This window comes from Nitrospinota bacterium (assembly GCA_016235255.1).
In the GTDB taxonomy this organism is placed as follows: Bacteria; Nitrospinota_A; UBA7883; order UBA7883; family JACRLM01; genus JACRLM01.
On the sequence record JACRLM010000104.1, the window covers coordinates 1 to 4,379 of the forward strand.

The 4,379-nt window shown below is 57.3% G+C and carries 4 protein-coding genes; all 4 read right to left on the minus strand.

The window, feature by feature from the left end; all coding sequences use genetic code 11:
* Positions 1-249: 249 nt before the first annotated feature.
* The 4 genes from HZB29_13525 to HZB29_13540 are packed head-to-tail and all read right to left on the minus strand — an operon-like array spanning position 250 to position 4,162.
* Positions 250-564, minus strand: a complete 315-nt coding sequence (locus tag HZB29_13525) for a PilZ domain-containing protein (protein ID MBI5816617.1) — start codon at positions 562-564, stop codon at positions 250-252.
* 28 nt (positions 565-592) lie between these two features.
* Positions 593-1,753: a polysaccharide deacetylase family protein gene (locus HZB29_13530; GenBank protein MBI5816618.1), complete on the minus strand. Its 1,161-nt coding sequence runs from the start codon at positions 1,751-1,753 to the stop codon at positions 593-595.
* A 13-nt stretch (positions 1,754-1,766) separates the two neighbouring features.
* A complete protein-coding gene (locus HZB29_13535; protein MBI5816619.1) occupies positions 1,767-2,840 on the minus strand; it encodes a glycosyltransferase family 2 protein in 1,074 nt (357 codons plus the stop codon).
* Positions 2,841-2,848: 8 nt separating this feature from the next.
* Positions 2,849-4,162 carry a hypothetical protein gene (locus tag HZB29_13540; protein ID MBI5816620.1) on the minus strand — a complete coding sequence of 438 codons (1,314 nt, stop codon included), beginning with the start codon at positions 4,160-4,162 and terminating at the stop codon, positions 2,849-2,851.
* Positions 4,163-4,379 lie beyond the last annotated feature (217 nt).

Consider the following 4,379-nt stretch of genomic DNA (forward strand, 5'->3'; position numbering starts at 1 on the left):
AAATCCATTCTTCCCTTGCCAGTTTTCCCGTTACCGTTTACTCTTTTCATGTGACCTCCTTGCTTTCCGTTGTTTTCGTTCAAAAACATGGTAGCAGGTGAGGTCATACCTTCGTTTCAACTAAGTTTAGGACACTTTCCTATGCCGCAACCGGCAATCCGGTGACCGCTCCTTAAGGGCGCGGACACCGGCGTGTAAAGTGCATAGGCTTGGTTGCGCGGAGGAATGGCAGCGCTTGAAAGGTTGTGTTCAGAAAAAATACGGTATGCTCAGCAGCGGATAGCAGTACTCCAGCCCGATCCGTTTTTCCCGGCTGGAATTGGTGAGCCAGACAACCTTGCCGGACACTTCTCTTTCGACTGGCGGATCCCCGGCATTTATCCTGATGTAAAGTTCCATCCCCACATTCATCCCTTCGGCGTCCGTGATGATTTGCATGCCGCCTGCGGAATGATCCACAAGCGTCCCCTCGAACACCTCGCTGCCGTTGTCCCCCTCCACGACAAATGAGACCGGGGTCCTGTTTCTCCCGCTGTTCCTGGGATATCTGCGTCTTTCGGCCATTTTAATCACCGAGGGCTATTATTAGTAATTATATGCCCGTTCCGGTTTTTGAGAACCCGAATCTCCTTAAAAACTTTGAAAACAGCGTTTCCAGAAGCGTCTTGCGGCCTTGCCCCGGAAGGCGGAATATGAAGTCGTCCTTCAGCCTCCCTACGTTTTTTGGGCGGGACCCGAGCTTTTCAAGGAATTCTGCGGGCCTGGCGCCCCAATAGACTGCGTCATACCCGGTTTTGGCGGCGGCTTCCACCGCCAGTTTGCATCCCACTCCGAACGGCAAACAGAAATGGCGGACTTTGTGGCCTTGTAGCCGTTCCTCCAATATTCTCTTCGACTCCGCCAGGGCAAAGGCCATGCTTTCAGCCTGCCCCGCCTCCGTTTCCGTTACGAACAACGCTTGCGCCGCCGCCCTGGAGTGGACGGCCATAAGCTCATCTTTCCAACCTGTTTTGCCGAAAAACCGCTCTCCGCCGTTGGCCTCCACATGCTCGGCGCAGGCCTGGCGGACGCTGGCCGGCTCGATCATTCTCCTGTGATTGGAAAACCGCGAGTCCATCTGATATAAAGGGGTCCCCAGCGGATAGTCCCGCTCAAGGTTGTCCACGCCTCCTTCGCTTGTGACAGGCCTGTCTATGCGGCTCCAGCCGCGCTTTATGCGGGGATTGTAAAACGCCGCCACATCCGGCGACACGAACATTATCAGGTGGGTGAGCGAATGGGACTGGACATCGAACACATCTGGCATGGCGGTGATTTCCGGCCATGTGCATAAAAGGCCGCCTGCCGCGCCGGGCGTTTGGGGCCTTGCCCCGGCGGCCTCTTTAATCTCACCGGGAAGGACGAAGGCCACCCCTTTCATCCCGTATTTTTTCAGCAGCGGATAGGCCACTGTCCAAAGCGACGCCCGCCCGTCGTCAAAAGTGAGCATCGCCAGCCGTTCACCCGCTGACTTGCCTTCGCGGGCGATGTATTCATCGCCGGTGATTGTCCGGTAACCGTTGGCGGCAAGATAGGAAAGCCTCGCCTCCAAGGCCTGGGGCGTGACGTCGTGGAACGAGAATACAGGGATTGTTGGCGGTACTGGCTCAGTCCGCCATTGGGTGACAAATGGAGGATAGCCTCCGCGTGTAAAATTCTCCCATTCGCAAGCCAACGCCGCCAAGTGGTTTTTCGGGCCGTAGAAGTTCAACATGGATTTTGCGCCGTCATTTCGTAAGCAGTGGCCGCACCAGCCCCCAGTACGCTTTGAGCGCCGATTCGAACACCCTCTTGCCGATCCGCGCAAGCCCGCCTCCGAGCCGGGAGGGGAACATATATATATCACCGGCTTCCAGAAGGTCTTTGTCCGGAACTTTTTTCATCGCCATCACGGCGGCCCGTTTTTCCATTATGCGCGCAAAATCGCCCATCACCATCCCCGTCCCATTGATCCATTCTCCGGCAAGCCCGCGTGACGCAAGGAAAGAAAGGTTCACCACCTCAAAGGCCAGCAGCGCCGGAGCAAGCAGGAAAAGCGACCTGGCGGAATACGCCTTCAATATCAGGGTGAGCCTGCCTTTGAGCTGGTATCGCAGCCTGTCGGGCCGTCTGCCCGGTTTTTCGATATGGTATATCCTCGCCTCGGGGACCTGCATCACCTTCCATCCCGCCGCGCTTGCGCGGTAGGTGAATTCTCCGTCGTCGTAGCCGAACACGAAGTCCTCGTCGAATCCGCCGAGCGCTTCCCACATTTTTTTCCTCAGCAGCATTATCCCCCCGGAACCACAGACGGACCTGCGCGGTGTCATGTCCATGTTTTCCGGGATGTGTTCGTGCCGGAGCGGTATTACGCCAAAGCAGGTGTAATGCAGCCCGGCTCCGTTGGAGTATATCTTGGTTTCATCCAGCGAATCGAGCACCATGGGTGTGGCCACCCCAACATCAAAACCGGCCAGCATGGTCTCCATAAGCCGCCTTAGGCCGCCGGGGGCCAGCGTTATGTCGTTGTCCGTCACGAACACGAAATCCCGCCCCGCCTCCCGCATAACGCGGTTACGCGCGGCGTTGGGCCCCATGTTGCGCTCCTGGACGAACACTTTCACGGCGGGGAATCTTGCGCGCACCATCTCCGCGCTCCCGTCGGTGGAACAGTCGTCCACGACTATCACCTCCACATCGGGATAGCCGTTTTGCAGGATGGAGCTTATGGTGTCCGCAATGCAATCGCGGCCGTTGTGATTGATTATGCCGGCGGTGAGGGGCGGCAGGCTTGATTTAACCGCGCCGCCTTGAAGGCTCATCGCCGAGGCTACCGGGTACAGGAGGCCGATGACGTGGAGGCGACTGAATGGAGCGCCACCACTGCGTCGATCTCCGCCCCGGCGGTCTGGTAGCAACTCATATCTTCCAGGTCCTTTATCTTGATGTACCTGGCGTACCTTAACGGTGTGCTCCCCAGGTCGAAATCGCAGTGGCCGTTGTCCGGATTTTCACCCGGCAGGTAGTACCCGCAATACGTCCACCCCATCGAATACCATGGGCCGGCTTCCGATTGGGCCGCGAACACCTCTATCGGCTCTGTCGAGACGAACTGGTAAATCCGGATGTCATAGCTTTCCATATCGTAAACGGCCGTCCCCATTTCGAAAATCGCCTCGCCGCCTATGTCCATGGAGAAATATCCGTATCCCGGATGGTCCTGGTCCGCAAATCCACCGGCGTTGGCCGAGCCTAAGGCCTGGCTTGTGTCTGTGCGCAGAAGCTCCTGGCAGTTGTAATCGTGGGTCCAGTCTATCACCACCTCGGCGTAACGGCTTGCCCTCAACTGGCACATGTCCTTCACCTGGAACGAGAACGTCTGAGTCCAGTCCTGCGCAACGCCGTTTATCACCGCGCGGGCCCGCCAGAAATACTGGTAGTCAGCCACAAGGGCCTCGGCCGCGGCTCCGGTGGGGACTGTCAGGACGGGAACGTCCGCGGAGGTGTAGTAATCGGTGGTGGACTGGGCCACGCCATATGCGCTTCCGAGCATGAGTGTCAGCCCGCCGTCCTCGAAGACCTCGAAATCATATGTCACGTCCACCCCGCCGTAGCTGAAAAAGTTCTTCACGGCAAGGCGCGGGGCCGAGGCGCTGTTCAGGTCCAGGTATCCGCCGTTGCGCGGAGCGATGGGGGACATGCCCCCGGTTTTCTTCACATGGAGCGCCATGATCCCGGAATCCTGCGTCTGCTCCCCCTTGCTGCCGCTTGTGGTGGCGAAATATCTCCACCAGTACGTCCTGTTGGACTCGGCGGTGACGCCGGTGGCCCAAGTGGCAAGCCCGGCGCCGTCCTCGGCAAGGTTTTCCATCGAGGCGAGGGTCCATGCCCCGTCCCCGTCATTGAAAATGTATATCGAATACGTGGCCGGGGACTTGGCGAAATTGGAATTGTTAATGGTGAAAACTATCTCACCGCCAGGTTCGACGAATCCGCCGTTGGCCGGCGACACCGTGATGGTTGCGCTCGATGTGGAAGTTCCTCCGCCGCCACCGCCGCCGCACGACTGGATCAACAGCGCAATCACCGTCAGAACAGGCGCAAACCCCTTGCGCCAGATAGCCCGCAAACCTGTGTTTTTCAATTTTCAACCGTTCCAAGATGTGAAAGAACCGCTATTAAAACAAAAATCACCGCATAAAGCAAGGATCGCGGCAATAAACGAATTGCCTCATATTAAAAGTAACCGAAGAATTAGGCGAAAATGATTCGATGCCTCATGTTTCATGTAACCGAAGGGAGCATGGAATATGGGCAAAAGCGCCAGAAAAGAATACCTTGCGAAAATCAAGGGCCGCTAC

Coding starts and splice junctions, on each gene's coding strand:
- HZB29_13525 (MBI5816617.1), bottom strand. CDS start 564: ATGGCCGAAAGACGCAGATATCCCAGGAACAGCGGGAGAAACAGGACC.
- HZB29_13530 (MBI5816618.1), bottom strand. CDS start 1,753: ATGTTGAACTTCTACGGCCCGAAAAACCACTTGGCGGCGTTGGCTTGC.
- HZB29_13535 (MBI5816619.1), bottom strand. CDS start 2,840: ATGAGCCTTCAAGGCGGCGCGGTTAAATCAAGCCTGCCGCCCCTCACC.